General features: G+C 65.8%; 21 protein-coding genes. 16 read left to right on the top strand and 5 right to left on the bottom strand.

Annotated features, from left to right (window positions below):
• The first annotated feature begins 282 nt into the window (after positions 1 to 282).
• The 5 genes from ACOQPD_RS03480 to ACOQPD_RS03500 all read left to right on the top strand — a co-directional run bounded on the left by ACOQPD_RS03480 (position 283) and on the right by ACOQPD_RS03500 (position 6172).
• On the top strand, positions 283 to 1605 hold the full coding sequence (locus tag ACOQPD_RS03480) for an S-layer homology domain-containing protein (RefSeq protein ID WP_420613511.1): 1323 nt from the start codon (positions 283 to 285) through the stop codon (positions 1603 to 1605).
• Between the two features lie 429 nt (positions 1606 to 2034).
• Positions 2035 to 2634: a hypothetical protein gene (locus ACOQPD_RS03485; protein WP_420613512.1), complete on the top strand. Its 600-nt coding sequence runs from the start codon at positions 2035 to 2037 to the stop codon at positions 2632 to 2634.
• Between the two features lie 701 nt (positions 2635 to 3335).
• Positions 3336 to 4265, top strand: a complete 930-nt coding sequence (locus ACOQPD_RS03490) for a replicative DNA helicase (protein ID WP_420613513.1) — start codon at positions 3336 to 3338, stop codon at positions 4263 to 4265.
• 345 nt (positions 4266 to 4610) lie between these two features.
• Positions 4611 to 5126 (top strand): HIRAN domain-containing protein, encoded by a 516-nt coding sequence (locus ACOQPD_RS03495; RefSeq protein ID WP_420613514.1) that lies wholly within the window; start codon positions 4611 to 4613, stop codon positions 5124 to 5126.
• A 344-nt stretch (positions 5127 to 5470) separates the two neighbouring features.
• Positions 5471 to 6172, top strand: a complete 702-nt coding sequence (locus ACOQPD_RS03500; protein ID WP_420613515.1) for a GIY-YIG nuclease family protein — start codon at positions 5471 to 5473, stop codon at positions 6170 to 6172.
• Between the two features lie 537 nt (positions 6173 to 6709).
• On the opposite strand, the gene ACOQPD_RS03505 is transcribed toward ACOQPD_RS03500, so the two are convergent.
• Together ACOQPD_RS03505 and ACOQPD_RS03510 are read right to left on the bottom strand one after the other, a co-directional pair.
• The gene (locus tag ACOQPD_RS03505; protein ID WP_420613516.1) at positions 6710 to 7033 is read right to left on the bottom strand and encodes a type II toxin-antitoxin system PemK/MazF family toxin; all 324 of its coding nucleotides are present in this window, start codon (positions 7031 to 7033) and stop codon (positions 6710 to 6712) included.
• The gene (locus ACOQPD_RS03510; RefSeq protein WP_420613517.1) at positions 7027 to 7272 is read right to left on the bottom strand and encodes a ribbon-helix-helix protein, CopG family; all 246 of its coding nucleotides are present in this window, start codon (positions 7270 to 7272) and stop codon (positions 7027 to 7029) included. Before ACOQPD_RS03510 ends, ACOQPD_RS03505 begins: the two co-directional genes overlap by 7 nt.
• A gap of 922 nt (positions 7273 to 8194) precedes the next feature.
• Between ACOQPD_RS03510 and ACOQPD_RS03515 the strand changes: the two genes are divergently transcribed.
• The gene (locus tag ACOQPD_RS03515; RefSeq protein ID WP_420613518.1) at positions 8195 to 8353 is read left to right on the top strand and encodes a hypothetical protein; all 159 of its coding nucleotides are present in this window, start codon (positions 8195 to 8197) and stop codon (positions 8351 to 8353) included.
• 731 nt (positions 8354 to 9084) lie between these two features.
• On the opposite strand, the gene ACOQPD_RS03520 is transcribed toward ACOQPD_RS03515, so the two are convergent.
• Complete coding sequence (locus ACOQPD_RS03520) at positions 9085 to 10371, bottom strand: hypothetical protein (protein ID WP_420613519.1); 1287 nt, start codon at positions 10369 to 10371, stop codon at positions 9085 to 9087.
• A 219-nt stretch (positions 10372 to 10590) separates the two neighbouring features.
• Here ACOQPD_RS03520 and ilvD point away from each other — a divergent pair, with 219 nt between their 5' ends.
• The gene (gene ilvD / locus ACOQPD_RS03525) at positions 10591 to 12273 is read left to right on the top strand and encodes a dihydroxy-acid dehydratase (RefSeq protein ID WP_420613520.1); all 1683 of its coding nucleotides are present in this window, start codon (positions 10591 to 10593) and stop codon (positions 12271 to 12273) included.
• A 26-nt stretch (positions 12274 to 12299) separates the two neighbouring features.
• Here the strand turns inward: ilvD and ACOQPD_RS03530 are convergent, their stop codons facing one another.
• Positions 12300 to 12665, bottom strand: a complete 366-nt coding sequence (locus ACOQPD_RS03530; protein WP_420613521.1) for a VOC family protein — start codon at positions 12663 to 12665, stop codon at positions 12300 to 12302.
• 302 nt (positions 12666 to 12967) lie between these two features.
• Between ACOQPD_RS03530 and ACOQPD_RS03535 the strand changes: the two genes are divergently transcribed.
• Positions 12968 to 13180: a DUF2905 domain-containing protein gene (locus ACOQPD_RS03535; protein ID WP_420613522.1), complete on the top strand. Its 213-nt coding sequence runs from the start codon at positions 12968 to 12970 to the stop codon at positions 13178 to 13180.
• A 174-nt stretch (positions 13181 to 13354) separates the two neighbouring features.
• Here the strand turns inward: ACOQPD_RS03535 and ACOQPD_RS03540 are convergent, their stop codons facing one another.
• Positions 13355 to 14611, bottom strand: a complete 1257-nt coding sequence (locus ACOQPD_RS03540) for an NYN domain-containing protein (RefSeq protein WP_420613523.1) — start codon at positions 14609 to 14611, stop codon at positions 13355 to 13357.
• A gap of 146 nt (positions 14612 to 14757) precedes the next feature.
• Between ACOQPD_RS03540 and ACOQPD_RS03545 the strand changes: the two genes are divergently transcribed.
• The 8 genes from ACOQPD_RS03545 (at position 14758) to ACOQPD_RS03580 (ending at position 23833) form a co-directional block, all read left to right on the top strand.
• On the top strand, positions 14758 to 16611 hold the full coding sequence (locus ACOQPD_RS03545) for an acetolactate synthase large subunit (RefSeq protein ID WP_420613524.1): 1854 nt from the start codon (positions 14758 to 14760) through the stop codon (positions 16609 to 16611).
• Positions 16608 to 17111 carry an acetolactate synthase small subunit gene (gene ilvN / locus ACOQPD_RS03550; protein ID WP_420613525.1) on the top strand — a complete coding sequence of 168 codons (504 nt, stop codon included), beginning with the start codon at positions 16608 to 16610 and terminating at the stop codon, positions 17109 to 17111. The genes ACOQPD_RS03545 and ilvN overlap by 4 nt, the downstream gene beginning before the upstream one ends.
• Before the next feature lie 58 nt (positions 17112 to 17169).
• A complete protein-coding gene (ilvC, locus tag ACOQPD_RS03555) occupies positions 17170 to 18177 on the top strand; it encodes a ketol-acid reductoisomerase (RefSeq protein ID WP_420613526.1) in 1008 nt (335 codons plus the stop codon).
• 179 nt (positions 18178 to 18356) lie between these two features.
• Positions 18357 to 19889, top strand: coding sequence for a 2-isopropylmalate synthase (locus ACOQPD_RS03560; RefSeq protein ID WP_420613527.1), 1533 nt, complete (start codon positions 18357 to 18359; stop codon positions 19887 to 19889).
• A gap of 44 nt (positions 19890 to 19933) precedes the next feature.
• Positions 19934 to 21001, top strand: coding sequence for a 3-isopropylmalate dehydrogenase (locus tag ACOQPD_RS03565; protein ID WP_420613528.1), 1068 nt, complete (start codon positions 19934 to 19936; stop codon positions 20999 to 21001).
• 50 nt (positions 21002 to 21051) lie between these two features.
• Complete coding sequence (locus tag ACOQPD_RS03570) at positions 21052 to 22170, top strand: NAD(P) transhydrogenase subunit alpha (protein ID WP_420613529.1); 1119 nt, start codon at positions 21052 to 21054, stop codon at positions 22168 to 22170.
• The gene (locus tag ACOQPD_RS03575) at positions 22167 to 22466 is read left to right on the top strand and encodes an NAD(P) transhydrogenase subunit alpha (protein WP_420613530.1); all 300 of its coding nucleotides are present in this window, start codon (positions 22167 to 22169) and stop codon (positions 22464 to 22466) included. The genes ACOQPD_RS03570 and ACOQPD_RS03575 overlap by 4 nt, the downstream gene beginning before the upstream one ends.
• Positions 22463 to 23833: an NAD(P)(+) transhydrogenase (Re/Si-specific) subunit beta gene (locus ACOQPD_RS03580; protein WP_420613531.1), complete on the top strand. Its 1371-nt coding sequence runs from the start codon at positions 22463 to 22465 to the stop codon at positions 23831 to 23833. Before ACOQPD_RS03575 ends, ACOQPD_RS03580 begins: the two co-directional genes overlap by 4 nt.
• Positions 23834 to 23941: the final 108 nt, after the last annotated feature.

Genomic DNA, 23941 nt, shown 5'->3' on the forward strand with positions numbered 1-23941 from the left:
CTCCGGAGTGGAGTCACTCTTGTGGTGTACGGGGTGAGGGTCCTTAGATTCAGACAACGATCCGTTGCGGGAGATGGTTTGTAGCCTCGCGCAGGGTTGATGTCCGCGGAACTGAGATGCAATCTGTGGAGCGTCGCCGGCCAGCAGCGGGGCCGGATCGCAGGAACCATCCTACAAATAAACGGTACATAGCCTGATAACCAGATATCCTATATAGGTCCTGACCTGGGGATATATAGCCTTTTGTGGTGGAGGTGCGGGCAGTGCAACCAGCACACCTGCGTGGGGCCGATCCGTTGCCGGGTCGTCACCTGCGTGCCGCCCTGGCAGTGGGATCCCACCTGCCGTCGCTGGCCGGCGCTGACCAGCGAGGCGACCCGTCACCACGACCGGCCCTGCCTCCACGACTGGTTCAACGACGTGCCGCCCAACGCCTTCTACGCGGGAGCGGTGCGGTGGATGAGCGACCGGGGGATCGCTTCCGGTGTGACGGACGACCTGTTCGGGCCGGACGAGCCCATCCGATGGGACGACTTCGCGACGTTGCTGTGGTCCTACGCCACCGGTGCCACCACCGAGTCTTCGAGCCCGCTCGATCAGGCGTACCCGCGCACGGACTACGAGAAGGCCATGGACTGGCTGGCCCTCGAGGAGGTGGTGCCCGGACCGGCCGTGCAGGACCTCGCTCCTGCCAAATACGTCACCCGTGCGGAGGTCATTACCTTCCTGCATCGACTGGCTGCGGTCACGAAAACAGCGTCCCGAGAGGAACCGACCCCCAAAGATCTCTATCCCGAAAGGGAGTTGATCACGGAACGGCCGCCGTTCCCCGACGTGGCGGACGGCGCCTGGTACGCGGAAGCGCTGGACTGGGCGGCCGCCCAGCGGATCGTCTGGTGGTCGCCTCCCGATCCGTTCCACCCCGACCAAGTCGTCACCAGATCAGAAGCCGCCGTCTACCTGCACCGCTTCCACAACCCCCCAACTCCCACCCCGACCCCTCAGCCGGCCGCCGATGTGGTCCCGGGCTATTCGGATGTGGCGGGTTCTACTCATGAGGAAGCGATCACAACTCTCGGCAGCGACAGCGTGTTTGCGGGTACCGAGTGCGGGCCGGGGGAGTTCTGTCCCACGGATGCGGTGGAGCGATGGGTCATGGCCGTGTGGCTGGTCCGGGTCCTCGACGGAGCCGACCCCGACCCGGTCAGCGGTTCACGGTTCGCGGATGTGGACCCCACCCAGTGGTGGGCGCCGCATGTCGAACGTCTAGCCGACCTCGGCATAACCCAAGGATGCGCGACCGGCCCCGCCCGGTTCTGCCCCCACGACACGGTGACCCGAGCGCATATGGCCACCTTCCTAGTCCGGGCATATGACCTCCCACCGGCGTCATCGGCCGGGTTCGCAGACGTCGCAGCTGGTGCCCACACCGCCAACATCAACGCCTTGGCCGCTTCTCGCATCACGGAGGGATGCGATGAAGCCCCCCTCCGCTACTGCCCCAGCCATGACGTCACACGGGCTCAGGTGGCCACCCTCCTGGTCCGCGCCAAGAACCGAGAAGCGGTCCCCGACAGAGCCGACCCGCCAGAGAGGCCCCGGTAGCTCTCTACAACGCCACCGACGGACCGAACTGGCTAACCACCATCAACGATCCGTCCTGGTTGGGATGTCAGAGCCAGGACGAGACGACGGCAGGAGCCGGTCCGGTAAGCCGCGACGGGGCACGCACATGGCTCGCAGCACTCCGCGACCGGCGACCGGTTAGGATCGGTCAGGTGGGAACGTTCAACCAGCCGCTACCCATATCGAGCATAGACAGCGACTCGTCGCGCGAGATCGAAAGCAACGGTCGATACCGTCAACACCTACACCACGCTACCCGCCCGTCTGCTGCACGAATCGGGCATCGAGCCGATCAACAGAGGCATCTTCCTGCTCGCCGACGCCTGTGATCTCGCGCCGGGGGGGTGGCGTGAGGTTGGTTCCCCCGCAATACGCGTGGATGGCCCCAGGAGTTGGTAGCCCAGCCGGATGATCTTTGGGCAGCAGAAGCGCAAGCCCGACCTTGGGGGAGGAGGGTTCTACGCGGTCGACGGTCCTGACAACTGCTTCTACGACGTCGCCGGGGAATCGCTCCACCAAGAGGACATTGAGTCGGTGGCGCAGGCGGGTAGCAGCTTCATGCGAACGACCGATGGTGTCGTTAGAATTATGATATTGAAGCCCGGCGACGCTCCAGGCAGCGGACGGTGGCGGGAGCACCCAGCCGAGACCTGGGACATTGTCGGCGTAGTACTGTGGCTTGTCGCCGAGCCAGCCAACGAGTGGGACCCAAACGCTGTCGGTGTATGGGCTGACCCGACCGGTCACTACCGGCCCTATCAGTCAGTGCTGGTCGGCTACATCCCACGGCAGGACACTGTCCGCATATCGGGGATGCTCCAACGGCGGAAAGCGCCCGAGAGGATCAAGGGAACCATCGTCGGCCGGCACGGCCGGTGGGGTGTGAAGCTCGACATTGACGCCATGGACGCCCTACTCCGTACCGAGGAACGTACACACTCCGTACCGAGGAACGTACACAAACATCACCCGATCACCACACCCTCCCGACACCTTCCCGACTCGTGACCCAAACCAGACCACCATCACTCTCCGGCAAACCCGGGGCGGTTCAGACGACAGGATAACAGCCAACCTGTCACTAAGGTCGGACGGAGTGGACTCCACCGACCCACCAAGACCCCCACCCCTGGGACATATGTCCCAACACCAAACCAGGCAGCGGCCACACAAGCGCGACCGGTCGCGCATCCACCCCAACCCGGTCGCGTATCCCGGTCGCGTATCCCCATGACCTGCGCTTTCCCGGACCTCACAGGACACGCCGACAACCCAGCGAAGGACAAACCGGCTGACCTGACCCACAGCACACCCCGCGACACCCTCGGCAAGGTACGACCCTTCGCCCGACAAGACACTTACCCCCACCCATCCCCGATGGCTGCGTCCCCCGGAACAGAGCCTCTAACACCTCCCGAAAGCAGCCTCCGGGACACACGTCCCCAACCAACGGGACGTATGTCCCATTTCTAATGAAAACTTGGCTGCCTCTCCGACTGCTGCTCTTACCCTTCTGGCTAACCCGGCCCAACGCTCGCCAGGGACATACGTCCCTAGGCCTTGATCTTCGGGTTCGGGCGTTCCGCCAGCCGCGGACTCCGACCTGGCCGCCTGCTGCGACTGCTCCTTCGGTACCCTTCCGGTGGGCTAGCGGTCGATACGGCCCGATTAGGGGCTTAACTATTCAGCAATCCGAAGAAGGGAACCCTATGACTGACAGCCCGGGAGATCATCGGCTCGGAGCCCGCCTCCAGGAGCTGCTGTACCATCTCGAAGTCACGGATGGTGTTGACCCGCGCGATGACTCGCCGCCCGAGGACTATTCGGCCATGGAGCACGGCGGGGTTCCGACCGGTCTCGCCGAGCTGGATCGGATGCTCGGCGGCGGTCTACGCCCGCAGACCGTCACGGTTCTAGGTGCCCGGCCAGGGGTGGGCAAGACCTCTCTAGCTATGAGCATTGCCGGCCATGTCGCCCGCAACGCCGGCACTGTCGCCTACTTCGGGCTCGCCGAGACAAGCCGAGGGCTAGCGGCTCACTGGCTAAGCAGCACCGCCCGGGTGAATGTGATGACGTTGCGGGCGGGGATGAGCCAGGAAGAGCCCGCCCAGACATGGTCGCGGCTAGTGAACGCTGCTGTTCTCTGTTTCCAGGATCCCCTATACGGCTTCGCCGGGCCGTCAACCGTTGAGCGTGTCGCCGATATCTGTGGGTCGTTCGATGACGAGCTCGCGCTCGTGGTAGTCGACTACCTGCAGCTACTCCGCGACCCGGGCACCCAGCCCCGGAACGACCAGCTCGCCCTCTACATGAGAACGCTGAAGGACGTAGCGGCGGCTCGCCGAGTTCCGGTGCTCGTGGTCTCACAGCTATCGCGGGCTCTCGAACAGCGCCCCGATCGTCGACCCTGCCTATTCGACCTGCGAGACTCGGGCTCTATCGAGGACACCGCGGACGTGGTGCTCCTGCTCTACCGGGACGACTACTACAACCCCCGGTCTGACCACAAGGGCCTCGCCGAGATCCACATAGCGAAGCAGAGAGCAGGCCCGACCGGAGTCGCTCTCGCCAGCTTCGCCGCCGAGTACGGCCTCATGACCGGATTCCCCCCGGCGCACCCCTCAGAATTCACGGGATAGACCCCGAACGAGCTAGCGGCCAGACCCCTACGCCAGGGCCTGGCCGCCGCCATGTGCAAGGGCCTCGAAGCCTAGGCAGTTAGTTAACCGGGTGCGTCCCCTCCTCGATGCCGTGTTCTCCCGATGTCGTACAGCCAACTCTTCGGGATCCCTGCGGTGGCCTCCAGTTGGGCGGCTACCGCGTCGAACGCGGCCTGTACCAGGGGACCAGCGGCAGGCCATGCGGCGTGGAGGCGTCCCTCAACTCCACTTGGGTAAACCGGCTAGGCTCCGTCAGATGGCTGGTATAAGGGTCGGTTCCCCGCAATACGCGTGGATAGACCCAAGAACGAGTGTCCTAACCGAATGATCTTTAGACGGAAGCGCAAGTCCGACCTTGGGGGAGGGGGGTTCTACGCGGTCGACGGTCCCGACAACTGCTTCTACGACGTCGCCGGAGAATCGTTCCGCCAAGACGACATCGAGGCGGTGGCGCAGGCAGGTAGCAGCTTCATGCGAACGACCGAAGGTGTCGTTAGAACCAAGATACTGAAGCCTGGCGACGCCCCCGGCGGCGGACGGTGGCGGGAGCAGCCAGCCAATACCTGGGACATTGTCGGCGTCATACTCTGGCTTGTCCCCGAACCAACCAACGAGCACGACCCGAACGCTGTCGGAGTATGGGCGGACCCGACTGGCCACTACCGGCCCGAGCAGTCAGTGCTAATGGGCTACATCCCACGGCAGGACGCTGCCCGCATATCGGGGACGCTCCAAAGGCGGACAGCGCCCGAGAGGATCGAGGGAACCATCGTCGGCCGGCACAGCCGGTGGGGCGTGAAGCTCGACAGTGACGCCATGGACGCCCTACTCCAGACATGACAAAGGCTACGAGAGCTGGTTGGGGATAGACCCCGTAGGTTGCAACAGGCGGGTAGTGACAGAACAGGCTCCTCCAACCCAGACACCACATCCCTGGACGTGACCCAGCGCTATGCCTTGTCGGTGTGCTGAACTCCGACCGGCTGCACAACGCTGGCGCGAATCGAGAACGTCACAGCTGCGAATCCGAACCCGTCGAAACATGTGCCGGTTCCCACAAACGGCCCGCACGACCCGACCCACAGTTGTGTCGGTGTGCTGACCCGTCACACAGAGGCGGGCGCTGACGTCGAAGGTGCGCCGGTGTAGAGTCCGCGGAGTGTCGGATTCGGTACACTCTCGCTATGCCCTCTGACGAGCCCCAAGACGCTGCCGGTTCCACTGAGCGGGGCTTCGTCTACATCCTCACGAATGAGGCCATGCCCGGGCTCGTCAAGATCGGAATGGCCGAAGACCCTTACCAACGCGCCGCAACCCTATACACGACTGGTGTTCCACTCCCGTTCGAAGTTGCTTACGCGGCCCTCGTCGATCACCCGAACCAGTGGGAGGCCGCCCTTCACAACGCCTTCTCCCCTCAACGCGTCAACTCCGGCCGCGAATACTTCGAGATCGACCCCCACCAAGCGGTCGGTATCCTCGAGCTAGTTGCCATCGAAGATCTCCCAATATCAGACTGCCAACCGCCCGCGTTGGTCCACCGCGAGGCACTGTCCAGAGTCAAGAAGAAGCTTCCCCCTCTCAACTTCGATGACCTCGGAGTAGAGCCCGGAACCGTCCTCAAGTTCATCCAGCATCCCGACGCCATCGCCAGCGTCGCTACCTACAAAAAAGTGGTTCTCACCGGCTACCCCGAAGGCTACCCTGGCCCCGGAATCGACAGCCAGCCAATCTCCCTCACACCTCTCACCGTCGGCCTCCGCAGCTTCCTCCGAGGCCGCCAACTTGCATCTCACCAGCCAACCCCTTACTGGTGCTTACCCGACGGTCGCACCGTCCTAGAAGCCCACAAACAACTCCACCACCGGCCACCCGCACCTGACTAGCCCCCCTCTGTCTTTGCTAGCTAAACACCTCTGGTGGGTGTGCATCGCGGCTGGCTGGGTCGTCGCGGACGGTCGCCGCTCTCACTCCCTTGTCAGAGAGATGACCGGGGGGTGGTGTCACCTGCTGTAGCCGATTGTCTGCGCATGCTGATAGCGGCAAGCCATCGACCACCTTGAGGACCTCCGGATTGGCCCAATACCCACCGAAGAAACGCTCTCCGCCGTTCTCGACATTCTTACCGCTGCCAGAACCCGCGGACAGCCTCAACGCCACACGCGCGCTCTGCCGCGCACACTGGACACTCCTCAAGGGGTGCCCGACCTCAAGGGCGTTGGCTTCCTCCCGCCCGGCCAGATCAACCACAACAACCCAACACGATTGAGGACCTCCAGCTGGCTGACGCCGCTGCGGCTGGCGAACGCGTCCGCGCCGGGTAACCGTTTACCGCCTGCCTGCTGCCGCTGGTCTTGAGGCCGGAGGCCTGAGCGGGGAGGGCGCCGCAACCCACCGCCGATGTGTAGTGGTCAGGAGATTGGCTAGTAGAGAATATCGAGGGCGTAGCGAAGAGCTCGGTCCAAGTCCGCCCGCTTGGATTCGTCGAGTCGCCCCACCGGGCGGTTATCAAGGCTCCGCAGGGGCACTGTTACCAGGCTGTCACAGTTGATCACGCATCGATCGTTGAGGCCCTGCGGCGGTCCGATCTCGACCTCGGATCGGATCCCTCGGATCGTGCGTGTTATGGGAGCACACACGACAGCGGCAAGTACTGATGCTGCTGCGTCCCTGGTGACCACGCACACCGGACGGCGACCAGAAGGCGGCCCGAGGTCGGCCCAAAAGATCTCGCACCGCTCTACCACTCAGGCAAAGTGTGCGCAGCGAGACGCTCCGCTGAACGGACCAGATCAGGATCAAGTGGGTAGCGGCGGTAGGCCGCGACCAACTCCTCATCGGCAGAACGAAGCGAGTCAGCCTCGATTACGGCCCTAGCACCGCGCCGGAGCAGATCGGACCGGCTTGTGCCAATGGCATCGGCGATCTGGTCCAATTGGCCAACCAGATCATCGTCGAGTTGGACCAGCACCTCTCGCCTCGCCATGACCCTATGTTATAGCATATGGATTGTCTCGTGGGGGAACCGGCGCTCGGCGACAGCGAGGTTGCGCTCGTCGGCAGAAGCCATGACCGCACGCTTCGTTACTTTTCCGCTGGGCTGGGCCACGACTCCTGCCTTGGTTGGGCAACCGCCCGCGTCGCGGAGGAAGTCGCGTTGGAACCGTTCGAGCCGGGCGTTGGCGTTCCAAGTCCTCGACGTGACCGGCTCCGCTGGTGGGCACAAGTCCAACAAGCCCGCCAACTCGCCACCGACTGCGAAGCGTACGCCCGAGCCGGAAGGCCGACCCCCGAAGGCCGCCAACGGGAACTGAGGTTGGTGATAACAGGGCTCGATAGGACCTCGCGGACGAACTGGCCCGCCAGCCCACCGGCTTGCCGACCGAAGATGAACTATTTGCCGATTGGCAGTACTGCATGACCCGGCGGAAGAGTCGGGGAATCCATCCGCCGAGACCACGACCACGACCGTTCCGAATGCCCCTCACTCCGCTACTTCAAGACCGGCGCCCTGGCGCCTGAGCCGGTGGAAGCATGAGCTATCCCTATCGCTGCCCCGAGGATCACCTATCCAACCCCGCCGACCCCGAAGGTCCGCCGATATGCCCCGTCCTGATTGACCACGGCCGCCGGGCCATGGCCGTCATCGAGGGGATAGCGGAAGACAAATGCCGGCAACACCTACAAGGCCAGCGCGTCCCGGTGCTAGATCACTGGCGGATCTCCGGCGCCCGGCTCATATCAAAGCACCTGTGAAAGGGAACCCCACCACCACGCCGGCAACGAAGCCGAAGCCCTCGAAGAACTCGCGGATTCGCTCAAGCCCCTACTCGGCGCCCGCCACGAATAACGGAACTACTGCGCAAACCGGGGCGATGAGGTACTATGGGGTGTGAGGAGGTACCCTCGTGAACTACGAAATGACCGAAGAGGAGCGTGACATTCTTGAGCGCTTCGAACGCGGCGAATTGCGGCGGTCTCCCGACGCTGACCGAGAAATGGAAATTGCGCTGCAGGCGGCACGTAACACTCTCAACGAACGGGACATGGCGCTTCGTCATCAATGACCGGTACCCGACGGAACCCACCCCACCCCAACAGACGAGCCGAGAATCCCCCGGGACATCCTCTCCGCAGCACCGAACCTCCGCATCGGCACCACCCGAACTCGCTACCGAAGTGACATAGCCTGGACCAACGGAGGCGACGTGGCCGCACAACCCCTACTGAGGTTGAGTGGCTACGGGAGTTTCGGTTTCTGCTGCCGCGGACTCGGAGGGTCGTGCTTTCGTGGAGGCGGCGGTGGCTTACCCTTGTGACGGTGGCTAGGGTTCGGTCAAACGCGAAGAGAGGCGGGCGGCGGTGGCTCCGGTCGGGTCTAGAAGGTGGAGGCCGACCGGTTCGGAGACTCAAATACGATTCCGGTCTCCTAAGTGGTAACCACTTCTCAGTACAAAGCCTCTAACCTGGGATTATACAGTCGGGTAGCGCTTTGTCTGCGAAACAACTTGGTGCGTTCCGGCGGTCATCGGCGCCCCATCGCTGCCGACGCCACACCACACCGCCATTCCACAGACAGACCACAGTGGTCCGTCCGCTCAACAACCCGGCGCCGTCCCGCTGACTGACCATCAGCCCTGATTCTTCGGGTTTCCTGGGTACCCACGGCGGAGCGCCACATCAACCACCTTGCGTCCGCCCGGCCGCGCCGGGACTGGCGCAAACGGCCGTGGTCCATGAGCCGAGACCCTGCCCCACCGCGTCAGCCCTGTACAGACCCACGCATGAAGAGTCGGGGCTAGGCGATCTCCAGTTGGAGCAGGAGCAGTCCGGAACCCTCCAGCTCGACCTCGAAGACACCGGGAATGTCGGCGACGAAGGCGAACCGCGCCGGGCGCCCTTCGGCAACCGGCTCGAAGATGTCGTATCCATGGACGTGAACCTGTTCGGCCGCGTCGGACGTCACCGCCAGGGCCACAACGGAGCCGAGGGCCAGCCTTACCCGCCGCGCTCCGCCCACCGGTTCACCACCGACTATCCGGACACTCACAGTTTCGTCCGCATCGGAGACCTCAGCCCTCACCGGAGCATGAACGCCCGCGATACCGTCATCGCCGGTATCGCCGTGGGCATGCCCCTGATCAGCCGTGCCGTGCTCGGAGACGCCGACCTCACCGGTAGCGGTCGCTTCCTCCATGGGAACCTCCAGAGTGGCCACTGCGGCCACCATCGCGCCTTCCGCCGTGAGTGGGGCGTGGTCGTTCGACCGCAGGTCGACCCGTATCTCGTACGTACCTGCCTCCAACGGAGGAAGCTGGTACCAGGTCTCGTAGAGCCTGGCCACCTTCTCGCCGTCGATGTAGAGATGCATATGACCCTCGCCTTCCGCATGGTGGCCTGATGCGTTCTGGGGCGCGAGGCGGAATCCGATAGGCACAACATGCAGGTTCCATCCCCCGGCCGGATCGTCGACAATCTCCAGGCTCACCTGGGGATAGGGCTCTGCAGCCGGTCTCGCCTCAGCGTGTCCATGCGCCATCCGGGAGGAACGACCTTCGTCCACGACAACGGTCGCCGTTGCGTGGATGATGTCGCCGTCGACCGCCAGCAAAGAGTGGTCATTCGAAGACAGGTCGACGCGCAACTCGTGCTCTTCGGACTCCAGTTCGCCGATGTGATGCCACTCGCCATAGATCCGACTCACCTTCCTGCCGTCGACGTAGAGATGGAGATGTCCCTCACCGGGCACATGGGCAGTGGAGACCCGCTCGGGGGCGAGCCGGAAGTTGCTCAGCGTTACCCGCAGATTCCATCCCTCGACCGGATCCTCGACCACCTCAAGGGCAACGCCGGGAGGTTCGGAACCGCCTCCGACTTCCCGAATCGTGTGATGGGGCGCCGCCGCGACATGGCCTCCGACACCCGGAGTGTTCCCCTCTTCCATACCCGCCATGCCTTCGCCATCGGAGAGCTCTCCGAGGACTGTCGAGCCGCCATCGCCGGGGAGCGGGTCATCGCCGGACCCGCAGGCAGCCAGCAGCAACAGCGTTACCACGGCACCCACCAGCAGCCTCACAGTGACCAAACGATGACCTCCGCCGGGCTGTGTCTGTAGCATATAAGCTATGGTAGCGTAAATTCATTACGTATGGTGATCTAGCTCACCGGACGCCGGCGCCGTAAGCCAGGCACCCGCCTCCGGCATGGTTCCCCGAGGCAGTCGGAACAGCCCGGTTTCGCCCACCGCACGGCGAGGGTAGACCGCTATGGCACGCTATTCGAGCATGCTCCTATGATGTCGCGCATGGAAACAGCCATCAACCGCGTCAGCAGGCGGATAACCCAGGAACGCTCGCAGGGCGGCTCGCAGGCCATGCTCTACGCCACCGGCCTCAGCCCCGAAGACATGTCGAAAGCCCAGGTCGGGATCGCCTCGATGTGGTACGAGGGCAACAGCTGCAACATGCATCTCGACGAGTTGGCGGCCCAGACCAAGCTGGGGGTCACCGAGGCCGGCCTGGTGGGGATGCGCTTCAACACCATCGGAGTGTCGGACGGGATGTCGATGGGGACCGACGGCATGTCCTTCTCGCTCCAGTCCAGGGACCTGATCGCCGACTCCATCGAGACCGTCATGAGCGCCCAGTGGTACGACGCCAACATCTCGATCCCGGGCTGCGACAAGAACATGCCGGGGGCGGTGATGGCGATGGCCCGCGTCGACCGTCCGGCGCTGATGATCTACGGGGGCACCATCCGGGCCGGCGCCAACCGCCACGGCAACCCGATCGACATCGTGTCGGCCTTCCAGTCGTACGGCGAGGCGATCGCCGGCCGCCTGAGCGAGGACGACCGGCTCGACGTGGTTCGTAATGCCTGTCCCGGCGCCGGCGCCTGCGGGGGCATGTACACGGCCAACACGATGGCCGTGGCGATCGAGGCGCTGGGGATGAGCCTCCCCTACAGTTCCTCGACTCCGGCCACCGATCCGGACAAGGCGGCCGAGTGCCGGGCGGCCGGGACCGCCATCCGCAGGCTTCTCGCGGAGGACATCCGCCCCAGTGACATCATGACCCGGGCGGCGTTCGAGAACGCCATGGTCATAACGATGGTGCTGGGCGGCTCCACCAATGCCGTGTTGCACCTGATGGCCATGGCCCACGATGCAAGGGTCGATCTGGACATCGAGGACTTCCAGCCGGTCAGCGACCGGATTCCCTACCTGGGCGACCTCAAGCCCTCCGGCCGGTACGTGATGGAGGACCTGCACGATGTGGGCGGGACGCCGGCGGTGCTGCGGATGCTGCTGGAACGAGGCGTCATCGACGGCGATTGCCTGACCGTGACGGGCCGGACCATGGCCGAGAACCTCGCCGACCTGCCGGACCTGGCGGAGGGGCAGTTGGTGATCGCTCCCTGGGACAGCCCGGTGAAGGAGTCCGGCCACATCCAGATCCTCCGGGGCAACCTGGCCCCCGAAGGAGCGGTCGCCAAGATAACCGGCAAGGAAGGCCTCTCCTTCACGGGCACGGCCCTGCCCTACGACAGCGAGGAAGACATGCTGGCCGCCCTGGAGCGGGGCGAGATCGGGCCCGGCTCGGTGATCATCATCCGCTACGAGGGTCCGAAGGGCGGGCCGGGCATGCCCGAGATGCTCACTCCCACGTCAGCCATCATGGGCGCCGGCCTGGGACAGGACGTCGCCCTCATCACCGACGGCCGCTTCTCGGGCGGCAGCCACGGCTTCATCATGGGTCACGTCTGCCCCGAAGCCCAGGAAGGCGGTCCGATCGCGCTGGTGGAACCGGGGGATCGGATCTCGATCGACGCGGTCGCCCGGAGCATCACCCTCGACGTCTCCGAGGCTGAGATGGCCGACCGCCGGGCGGCTTGGAGGGCTCCCCCGCTGAAAGCCACCCGGGGCACCCTGGCCCGCTACATCCGGACGGTCTCGACGGCAAGCACGGGCTGCGTCACCGACGCCTGAGCGGGCTCCCCTATCCGAGAGTTACGCTACTCCTCCGGCGGCGTCTCGCTGTCCACGATGCCTACTACCGCGCCGGCCGGGTCCGAGAACACCGCAAAGGTCACCGCACCGGGAACGCTCGTGACCGGCATGACGACCCCGGCGCCGGCGGCCACCGCCCGGTCCAGATAGCCCTGGATGCCCTCGACCTCGATGTAGATCATCACCTGAGGCTCCCCGGTAGGCGAGGCTTCGATACCGCCGTTGATCCCCGCCTCGGTACCGGTGTTCACGAGGCCGTAATCCATCCCGGGTACCACATCGACCTGCCATCCGAACACTTCCCTGAAGAAGTCCCGGCTCTTCTCCGGCTCCGCGGTCTGGATCTCGAAATGAACTACGGGATTGGGCATGGCATCCTCCTGCGATCGCTGCGACCTGTGGCTTGTCTCCGAACCACGATCCCCACCGTCCTAACGCCGCGGAATGTGGCCGAAAGCCACGGTAGCGCAGCGAAGGACATACAGTTCATGAAGGAAGTCGCACACCGCCGGACACCATGGCCGGCCTTAACAAACTGGGCGAAGAGCAACTTTATGGATCTCTCAGTAGTTCGATCCGAGGGTGCCGAAGGTCGGGTAGTGCATCAGGCACCACGGCCTCGGCGGGCCGTCCGGGGCCGGCCCGGGTAGCGTCTGGCAGTGCCATGCGACAGGTGAGCAATCTTCTGATATTCGGGGGGGTGCTCGCGATCGTGGCAGGGTTGGCGGTCCGGTTCGGGTTGCTCTCCTGGTTCGGCAACCTGCCGGGAGATATCCGCCGGGTCGGGGAACGGTCGGTGGTGTTCATCCCGCTCACATCGATGCTGGTGGTGAGCCTGCTGCTGACCATCGTGGTCAACCTCGTGGGCCGCTTCTTCCGCGGGTAGCGGGGTCTGTCTGTGGAATGGCGGGTTGGTATGCGCCAGCCAGCGGTGTTCCTCGCAAGGCCCACTGACGAAGGCGTACCCGCAGCGGTACGTTGAGGAAGCGGAACGCCGCTAGGGGCGCCGATGGCAAGCAGAACACGCCTAGCTGTTTCGCAGACAGACCTCGACCTGGCGTCAGCCGTTGAGGGCCCAGGTTGTGAGGGCCTCGCTCCACAGGCCCAGGGATCCGGCTTGCTGCGCTCCCTCCCGGACCTTGCGATCGCTGGAGACGACCGCCGCCGAGGCACCTAGGTGCCTGGCCAGGTCGATCAGCTCGTCGTCGGCTGTCCATCCCTCACCGGTGTACCTCACCTCGATCCCGTTGGGCAGGGTCTGGGCGCTCGTCTCGATTGCCACGGCCGAGTCCCACACGACCGTGATGCGGGGGCGGCTCCTCGCCCGTACCTTCAACTCGGCGAGGTCGTTCTGCAGGCGGTCCCGGGTCTCGGGCCAGCTGAACTGATCGGGCGGGTACTGGCCGGATGGGTACATCTTGCCCGTGACGTTGTAGCCGTCCACCAGCAGGGCGAAGGGCCGCTCCAACTCGAGCAGCCATTCGACCGCGTCCGGGCTGTTGGGCGCTACCCCTGCCGGGAGAACAAGCGGCTCCTCGGCAGCAGCGACCGGCTCCACTTCGACCGGCGCCGGACCCGGGAAGAAGGCCTGCACCACCTCGTCGAGTTGCCGGGCCGCTTCCACCGCGTCCATGTCCGCCCACACGTTCAGCGTCGAGGACCGGGCGGGCGGTGCATGCTCGATCCGCCGTTCCCTCTCCAGGTCGTCCCGGGCCTCCGCCAGGCGTTGCCCGGTCTCGCCCAGCTCGGCGCGGGTCCCTTCGAGGGTTCTGGCCAGCCGGCGGTTATCCCTTCCCAGCCGGTCGCAGGTTTCGATGAGCTCGGGCTCCACCGTGGATCGAGCCTCCTCCCATGCCCGTTCGACCCGGCGGTCAGCCTCGCGCCCGGCGTTCTCCGCCCTCCTGTTGGCGCGCCGGGCATCCCGCTTCCACTTCTTCAGATCGGACTCCAACTCGCCGATCCGCCGCTGGTAACGCTCGATCCGATCGGAATTCCAGGCGTCGCGGAGGTCACGGCGGATCGCTTCCAGATGATCCTCCCACCCTTCCGGACGCAGCAGAAAGAGGGCAGCCGCCCGCTCGTGGGGGTCGTCGCTCTCCTCCGAGCCATCGAAGTCCCCGGCGGCCTGCCCGCGCAACCACTCGTTCTCGTCCAACTCCTTGAGGAGACGCTTCTCGAGGGGCGCCGGCAACCGCCTTCCTGTGCTCTGCGCAACCGGATGCAGCGCCCGAGGCACCTCACGGCCCTCCATGTCCCTCATTGCCGCGCGGGCGACCTCGACCGCCCGGCGGAGCAGCCTTCGTTCCGACTTCTGCATGCCCCAATCGTAAGCCGGAAGCGGGCCGATACGTGAACGCGGGGAAGACGCCGGTGGCCTGGCTGTGAAACGACTTGGCGTACTTACCGGCCGTTCCATGCCGCCATTCCACAGACAGACCGACAGATGTTGACATCACGGCCCGCATGCTCCATACTTCGGGGTCTCATGACCGGCCGCAGCCTCGTACTAGTACTTATGTAGCGCACCGTCGCAACGCGGCGTGCGCTCAAGCCCTCCGTCCGGAGGGCTTTTGTATGAGAGCACCCAGGAGCCAACGAAGACCAGCAAGGAAGCAGATGGGCATGATCACCGGCGCAGAGGCACTCATCAAAGCACTCGAATACCAGGAGGTCGATACCGCCTTCGGCATTCCGGGCGGTGCCATACTCCCCGCCTACGACCCGTTGCTCGACGCCGGATTCCGCCACATCCTCGCCCGGCACGAGCAGGGCGCCGGCCACATGGCCGAGGGCTACGCCTGGGCCACCGGGAAGGTCGGCGTGGCCATCGCCACATCGGGTCCCGGCGCCACCAACCTGGTCACTCCGCTGGCGGATGCACTGATGGACTCGGTGCCCATCGTGGCCATCACCGGGCAGGTGCCCACCTACGCCGTCGGTAACGACGCCTTCCAGGAGGCCCACACCACCGGCATCACCATGCCGGCCACCAAGCACAACTACTTCGTCACCCACGCCGAGGAGATAGCACAGACCGTCGCCGAGGCCTTCCACCTGGCTTCGACAGGGCGTCCCGGTCCGGTGCTGGTCGACATTCCCAAGGACGTGCTCAACGCCCGCGTGCCGTGGAGGGATCCCGAGCCGGTGGCCATGCCGGGATACCGGCCCACCGTCTCCCCCCACCCGCGCCGGGTCCGGCAGGCCATCCGGCTGATCGAGAGCGCGGAACGCCCCGTCCTCTACGTCGGGGGCGGCATCATCAAGGCGGGAGCGGGCGAAGCCCTGACCGCCTTCGCCGCCAAGACGAACATGCCGGTCATCACCACCCTGATGGGTCGGGGCGCCATCTCCGACAACAACCCCAACACCCTGGGAATGCCCGGGATGCACGGTCTCTACGCTGCCACCACCGCCATGCAGAAGGCCGATCTCCTGGTGGCCATCGGGGTGCGCTTCGACGACCGTGTCACCGGCGATCCCGACGCCTTCGCTCCTTTCGCCAAGGTGATCCATGCCGACATCGATCCGGCCGAGATCGGAAAGGTGCGCGTTCCCGAGGTTCCGATCGTCGGTGACGCCCGCCTGATACTGGAGGCGATGTGCGAGCGCTGGGGAGACACGCCGACCCCGGAGTTGGAGAAGTGGTGGACCACTATCAGGACCTGGCAGGAACGGTACCCGCTCCGCTTCGAGCAGCAAGCCGACGGTCCGCTGAAGCCCCAGCACGTGCTCAGCCGCCTGCGGGACCGGGCTGACGATGACGCCATCGTGGTGTCGGGCGTGGGACAGCACCAGATGTGGGCCTCCCAGTACTGGCGGTTCGACCAGCCCCGCCACTGGATCAACTCCGGCGGGCTCGGCACCATGGGGTTCGCGGTGCCGGCGGCCATCGGCGCCAAGGCCGGCATGCCCGATCAGCAGGTGATCGCCGTGGACGGCGACGGCTGCTTCCAGATGACCGTCCAGGAACTGATAACCGCCGCCTACGAGCGGATCCCCATCAAGGTGGCCCTCTTCAACAACGCCGCCCATGGCATGGTCCGCCAGTGGCAACGCCTCTTCTACAACGAGCGGTTCTCCTCGTCCGACCTCGGGCAGGAGCTCCCGGACTATCCGAAGCTGGCCGAAGCCCTCGGTTGTGCGGGGCTGCGAGCCACCCGGGTGGACGAGGTGGACCAGGTGATCGAGACCATGCTGGGGATCGACGACCGTCCGGTGGTGACCGAGTTCGTGGTGGACCGTGACGAGATGGTCTTCCCGATGGTGCCCGCCGGCGGATCCAATGACATCGTTCTCAACGGACCGGAGGATCTGTGACCGAGCAGCAGGTATTGAGCGTCCTGGTTGAGGACAAGCCGGGTGTCCTGGCGCGGATTTCGTCGCTGTTCGCCCGTCGCGGATTCAACATCCACTCCCTTGCGGTGGGTCCGGCCGCCGACCCGGGGTTGTCGAAGATGACCATCGTGGTGGAGGCGCCGGAGCTGGAGCAGGTCAAGAAACAGCTTCACAAGCTGGTGAACGTGGTGAAGATTACCGAGATGGACGCCGGGTCCGCCATCGAGCGCGAGATCATGCTGGTCAGGGTCCGGGCCGGCGCCCGGCAACGCTCCGAGGTCCTCCAGCTGGCCGCCATATTCAGGGCGACCCCGGTCGATGTGGGGGTCGACTCCATCACGTTCATGGTCACCGGCTCCCCCGCCAAACTGAACGATCTGCTGGAACTGATCCGCCCGTTCGGCCTCGTGGACCTGGTCAAGTCCGGACGGATCGCCCTCAACCGCGAACCCAAGGCTCGCAAGCTCAGGGCGGTGGGATGACGTCCCGCCCTCGCCCCGTTACGATTCCCGACCGGTCCGCGACTCCCGGAAGGTAGAAATGGCTGCAATCTTCTATGACGACGATGCCGATCCGGCCGCCGTATCGGGCCGCCGGGTGGCGGTCATCGGCTACGGAAGCCAGGGACACGCCCACGCCCTGAACCTGCGGGAGTCGGGAGTCGACGTGAGGGTCGGCCTAAGGGAGTCGTCCCGGAGCCGCATCGAGGCTCAGGACGAGGGTCTGGCGGTGGGCACCGTGGCGGAGGTCTCCGACTGGGCGAACGTGGTGATGATGCTGGTGCCCGATCAGCACATGGCTGACCTCTACACCGCCGAGGTCGCCCCCCATCTGCGGCATGGCGACGCCCTTATGTTCGCCCACGGCTTCAACATCCACTTCGATGAGATCACCCCGGACCCGGGCCTCGACGTGCTGATGGTGGCACCGAAGGGCCCCGGGCACCTGGTGCGGCGCACCTACACGGAAGGCTCCGGGGTGCCTTGCCTGCTCGCCATCCACCAGGACGCCACCGGCGGCGCCCACACCCTCGGCCTGTCCTATGCGTGGGGTATCGGAGGCACCAGGGCGGGCGTGCTGGAGACCACCTTCCGCGAGGAGACCGAGACCGACCTGTTCGGGGAGCAGGTCATCCTCTGCGGCGGGTTGTCGGCACTGGTCAAGGCCTCCTTCGAAACGCTGGTGGAGGCCGGTTACGCACCCGAGTCCGCCTACTTCGAGACCCTCCACGAGCTGAAGCTGATCGTCGACCTGATGTACGAGGGCGGGCTGTCCTGGATGAGATACTCGGTCTCCGACACCGCCGAATGGGGCGACTACAACACCGGCCCGCGAATCATCACCGAGGAGACCCGGCAGGTCATGAAGGAAGTCCTGGACGATATCCGCTCGGGACGGTTCGCCCGCGAGTGGATGGCCGAGGCCCGGGCCGGCGCGCCCGAGCTCCTGAGGCGGCGGGCTGCGGACCGTAGCCACCAGGTCGAGCAGGTGGGCGCCGGCCTCCGCGAGCTGATGCCCTTCCTTACCCCCAAGACCCCGAGCGACTGATGAGCCGCCCACAGAATCCCTCTCCTGTCCCTGCACCGGTCGAGCCCGGCCGGTTCCTGCTCCGGCGGCAGCTGGCCCTATCGGGCCTCCACGACCTGCCATAGGGTCGTGGGGGCACCCCCCACCCGTATCACGGCCGCACCAACCACACCTTCCTCATCCAACCGGAGCAGACAGCCATGCCACAGGACAAACTGATCATCTTCGACACCACCCTCCGAGACGGGGAGCAGGCGCCCGGAATCGCCCTGACCCCCGACGAGAAGCTCGCGATCGCCCGCCAACTCGCCAGGCTGCAGGTGGACGTCATCGAAGCCGGCTTCGCGGCCGCCTCCGACGGCGACTACTACGGCGTCTCCCAGATCGCCAAGCTGGTCAAGGGCCCGGTGATAGCCTCGCTGGCCCGGTGCACGCCCGACGACATCGACCGGGCCTACGACGCGGTCCGCCATGCGGAGCGCCACCGGATCCACGTCTTCCAGAGCACCTCCGGCATCCACATGGAACGGATGCTCCGCATGACACCCGCCGAGGTGATGCAGTCGATCATCGAGTCGGTCCGCCGGGCCCGGAGCTACACGGACGATGTCGAGTTCTCGCCCCAGGACGCCACCCGCTCGGACCCGGACTTCATGATCGCCACCTGCCAGGCGGCGGTCCGGGAGGGCGCCACCACCATCAACATCCCCGATACGGTGGGCTTCGCCACCCCCCAGGACTATGTGGAGTTGCTGCGGAGGGTGTACGACGAGGTGCTCGAGGGCCGGGACGATGTGATCGTGTCGACCCATTGCCACAACGACCTGGGCCTGGCCGTCGCCAACTCGTTGACCGCCATCCATGCGGGTGCGCGCCAGATCGAGGGCGCCATCAACGGGATCGGCGAGCGGGCCGGTAACACCTCCACCGAGGAGGTCATCATGGCCGTCACAACCCGCCAGGATCATTTCGGGGTGGAGATCGGCGCCAACACCGCCGAGATCGTGCCCACCAGCCGGCTGGTCTCCCGCCTCACCGGGTATCCCATCCAGTTCAACAAGGCGGTGGTGGGACGCAACGCCTTCGCCCACGAGTCCGGCATCCACCAGCACGGCGTGCTCCGCGACCGGGAGACCTACGAGATCATGGATCCCGTGTCGGTCGGCACGACCAGCCAGATCGTGCTGGGGAAGCACTCCGGACGGGCCGGGTTCGCCGACGCGCTGTCCAAGCTCGACATCGTGCTGGAGGACGACCAGTTCAACGAGGCCTTCCTCGCCTTCAAGGAGATGGCCGACCGGAAGGTCGAGATCAACGAGCAGGAATTGCGGGCCATCATCCGTCACGGTGCTCGCCGCGCTCCCGACGCCATCCGGATGGTGTCGATGCGGGTGCGAGGGGGTACGGACGTGAAGCCCACCGCCACCGTGGTGGTGGCGCGGGGAGAGGGATCGGAAACCGAGGAGTTCACCGGTACCGGGGGCGGGATGGTGGACGCCACCTTCGCCGCGCTCAAGCGGGCGTCGGGGCTGGATCCCCACCTCCTCGACTACCGGGTGGTGCCGGTCACGTCCGGCGCCGACGCCATGGCCGAGGTGAACGTGGTGATCCAACTCGACGGCATGACCAGGAGCGGGCGAGCAATCTCTACAGATGTAGTTGAAGGTTCCGGCCACGCCTTTGCCGAAGCCCTGAACCGAGTGTTGAATGCGGGGACCGGAGTCCCGGAATGAGAAACCACTACGACGTTCTGGTGGACGGTTAGGATTCGCTGCTGATGAGCGAACGACAGTATCGACTGGCAGTCATCGGCGGGGACGGAATCGGGCCCGAGGTGACCGGGCAGGCTCTCAAAGCCTTGCGAGCGGCGGGAGAAAGGTGCGGTTTCACCGTCGACACCGAGGACTACGACCTGGGCGGGAACCGGTACCTCACCACCGGCGAGGTCCTGCCCGACGCAGTGGAGCAGGAGCTCACCAGCTTCGACGCCATCCTGATCGGAGCTGTGGGCACGCCTGACGTGCCTACAGGAATCCTGGAACGAGGCCTGCTTCTCCGGCTTAGATTCAACTTCGAGCTTTACGTGAACCTCAGGCCGGTCAAGCTGTTGCCCGGAGTCGCCACTCCGATCGCGGGTCTTACACCCGACCGTTGCGACATGCTGGTCCTCAGGGAGAACACGGAGGGCCCGTACGTCGGATCGGGCGGCGTACTCCGCAAGGGCACCCCCGCCGAGGTGGCCGTCGAGGAGTCGCTCAACACCCGCTTCGGTATCGAGCGGATCGCCCGGTTCGGGTTCGAACAGGCCATGGGACGGCGGAAGCACCTCACCCTGGGCCACAAGACCAACGTCCTCACCTACTCGGGAGACCTCTGGTACCGGACCGTCCACGAGATCGCCGAGCACTACCCCCACGTAGAGGTGGAGTACGCCCACGTAGACGCCCTGTGCCTGCACATGGTCACCCAGCCGGAGCGCTTCGATGTGATCGTCACCGACAACCTGTTCGGCGACATCATCACCGATCTCGGTGCGGCCGTGCAGGGCGGCATGGGCCTGGCCGCCAGCGGCAATATCAATCCCGAGGGCGACTACCCGTCCCTGTTCGAGCCGGTACACGGTTCGGCGCCCGATATCGTCGGGCGGGGATGGGCCAACCCGGTGGCAGCAGTGCTGTCGGCGGCCATGTGCCTGTCCCACCTGGGCGAGCACCGGGCGGCTTCGATCGTCGAGGAGGCGGTCGGCGCGGTGCTACCCACCATGAGATCGATGGGAGGGCCCGACATGGGAGCCACCACCGATCAACTGGGAGACCGGATCGCCGCCGCCGTGGCGGCGGCCTGATAACTTGAAACCGTCCGTCCAGGGGCCCGCGACCGGAACCGGATGACCGCATGAACATCGGAGCGCCGCGGCAGCCGAGTCCCGAGCCTCGGATCGGGGTCACCCCCGAGATCGCTCAGCGCTACGTGGAGGACGGCCATACGGTCCACGTCGAGCATGGCGCCGGGGAGCCCGCCGGCCTGCCGGACGAAGCCTTCCGCGAGGCGGAATGCGAGATGGTCGGCTCGGCGTGGGAGGCGGATGTGGTGGTGACGGTCAGGCCTCCCGGCGACGCCGAACTCTCCCGGTTGACTCCCGGCACCCAACTGCTCGGCCTCCTGCGCCCGCTTGACGAGCCCAACGCCATGCGGGTCCTCGCCGAGACAGGGGCTACCTCCATCGCGTTCGAGACCCTGCCCAGGACCACCAGGGCGCAGTCCATGGATGCCCTGTCATCCCAGGCCACGCTGGCCGGATACGAGATGGTGCTGGAAGCCGCCTCCCGGCTCCCCCGCATCTTCCCCATGATGGTGACCGCGGCGGGAACGATCCGCCCCGCGACGGTGGTAGTGCTCGGATGCGGCGTGGCCGGCCTGCAGGCCATCGCGACGGCTCGACGCCTGGGAGCGGTGGTCAGGGGATACGACGTCCGGGCGAGCGCCGCGGAACAGGTCCGGAGCCTGGGCGCCTCCTTCATCGAACTGGACGTGGCACCGCAGGATTCCTCCGCCTCCGGTGGCTACGCCCGGCCGCTCTCCGAAGACGACGGCAGCCGCCTGCTGGAAGCCCTGGCGCCGCACCTGGCGGCGGCCGACGTCGTCATAACGGCAGCGGCCATCCCGGGGAGGCCCGCTCCCACCCTGATCAGCGCTGAGGCGGTCTCCGGAATGCGGCCCGGGTCGGTAATCGTCGACGGCGCCGCGGAACGGGGAGGGAACTGCGTGCTGACGGTGGCGGATGAAGTGGTGCGGGCCGGAGGCGTAGCGGTGGTAGGACCCACCGGCCTCGAGGCGCGGGCCGCCGTCGATGCCTCGATGACCTTCGCACGCAACGCCTACGAGCTGTTCAGCTATCTCCACGACGCTGAGACCGCCGGCGCCGACGATGAGATCCGGACAGGCGTGACCATCACCCGCGGTGGCGAGGTGGTGCATCCCGGAGTCCTGGCGCGGATCGGAGCGCCGCAATGACCCTCGCGGTCGGGCTCACCGTGTTCGTCCTCGCTGCATTCGTCGGCTTCGAAGTGATCACCAAGGTTCCTCCCCAGCTGCACACCCCTCTCATGTCCGGATCCAACGCCATATCCGGGATCACCGTGATCGGCGCTGTACTCGTGGCCGGACAGGGAGGTCTCCTTGCCGGCATCCTCGGTTTCCTGGCCGTCACCTTCGCCACCATCAACGTGGTGGGCGGATTCCTGGTGACCGACCGGATGCTGGAGATGTTCGGCACGCGCCGGCGCCCGGCCCGGAGGGACCCGGGTTGAGCGAGGCCGCCTCCACCCTCCTCTATCTGGCCGCCGCGGCGCTGTTCATCGTCGGCCTCAAACGACTGAGCTCGCCGGTGACGGCCCGATCGGGCAACCTGATGGGGGCGGTCGGGATGCTGATCGCGATAGTGGTGACACTGCTCCGATCGGGCATCGTGGACTACACGCTGATAGTCGCCGGCCTCCTGGTGGGCGGTACTGCGGGCACGATCCTGGCCCGGCGGGTGGCGATGACCGGGATCCCGCAGCTGGTGGCGGCCTTCAACGGCTTCGGTGGCGCCGCCTCGGGCATGGTGGCGGCGGCCGAGTTCCTGGCCGATGGATCGTCCACGCCGGAGACCGCAGTCACGATCACACTCTCCTGCGCCCTGGGCATCGCCACGTTCACCGGCAGCTTCGTGGCGTTCGGGAAGCTCCAGGGGCTGATCCCGGGCCGGCCTCTACTGTTCAAAGGACAGATGGTCTTCGACTCGGTCCTGGCCGCCGCGGTGGTGGGTTCGGGGATCTGGATGGCGGCCTCGGGCCACCGGAGTGCCCTGTGGCTGCTGATCGCCCTGTCCGCCCTGCTGGGTGTGACCCGCACCCTGCCGATCGGCGGCGCCGACATGCCGGTGATCGTCGCCTTCCTCAACTCCATGTCGGGCCTCGCCGCGGCTTCCACCGGCTTCGTGATCGGCTCCGAGGCCCTGATCATCTCGGGCGCGCTGGTGGGCGCCTCCGGCCTGGTCTTGACCGCCATCATGTCGAGAGCCATGAACCGTTCGCTGGCCAACGTCCTGTTCGCGGCTTTCGGGGGAGACGATGAATCGCAACCCGAGGGGATCGGAGGCGGTCCGGTTCGTCGGGCCACCATCGACGATGCCGCCGTGACGCTCGCCTACGCCCGCTCCGTGATCGTGGTCCCCGGCTACGGCCTCGCCGTCTCCCAGGCCCAGTACGGCGCCCGGGACCTGACCGACCGGTTGGCCGGTCGCGGAGTGAAGGTGCGCTATGCCATCCACCCTGTCGCCGGACGGATGCCGGGGCACATGAACGTCCTACTCGCAGAGGCGGACGTCCCCTACGAGCAGCTGCTCGACCGAGACGAGATCAACGATGATTTCCCCCGCACGGACGTGGCGCTCGTGGTGGGCGCCAACGATGTAGTGAACCCGGCGGCAAGGGATGACGCCTCCTCACCGATCTACGGGATGCCTATCCTCGACGTGGACCGGGCCGGTGCCGTCATCGTCATCAAGCGCAGCCTCTCCCCTGGTTTCGCGGGTATCGACAACCCCCTCTTCTACCGCGATACCACCCTGATGCTGTTCTCCGACGCCAAGGCCGCCCTCGAAAGCCTGGCCGGCGCAGTCCAGACGGCCTGACCGCGGACCCACTCCGAAACCCTCAACGGCGACCGACGTCCGGCATCGGCCCGGGTCACCCGCCTGGGGCTGTTTCGGTGTGGACCAACTTGTGAATCCCACTGGTCG

The sequence above is a fragment of the Candidatus Spongiisocius sp. genome, assembly GCF_965221825.1.
Lineage (GTDB): Bacteria > Actinomycetota > Acidimicrobiia > Spongiisociales > Spongiisociaceae > Spongiisocius.